The following is a 383-nucleotide window of genomic DNA, read 5'->3' on the forward strand; positions in this document are numbered from 1 at the left end:
CTCTCAATGTCAAAAGCTAATGTCGGTACATAAACCTGTCACCCTAGTCGTGTCGGACCAGTTGACGATGCCGACGTTATTCGGATTCTGGAGCCCACGGTTAGTTATACCGCAGAGGGTGATTAACCATTTAAATCAGGAACAACTTCGGCATATCTTCCTGCATGAATTGGCACATTGCAAACGAAATGACATTGGAATCAATTGGATCATGCAATTTTTATTGATCATTCATTGGTTTAATCCTGTACTTTGGTACGCCAATCAACGCATGCGCGAAGATCAGGAGATTGCAAGCGATGCGTTAGCACTCTCATATCTTGACCCAGCGAGAAGAGAGAATTACGGATACACGCTCATTCAATTACTAGAAAGCTATACAC

Annotated in this window: 1 protein-coding gene; it reads left to right on the forward strand. The window is 43.1% G+C overall.

Features of this window, described 5'->3' with window-relative positions; translation table 11 throughout:
• Positions 1–19: 19 nt before the first annotated feature.
• On the forward strand, positions 20–383 hold a 364-nt coding region (locus AC1DUA_RS40940; RefSeq protein WP_477505057.1), incomplete at its 3' end, for a M56 family metallopeptidase.

The organism is Paenibacillus sp. 01T422 (assembly GCF_056398785.1).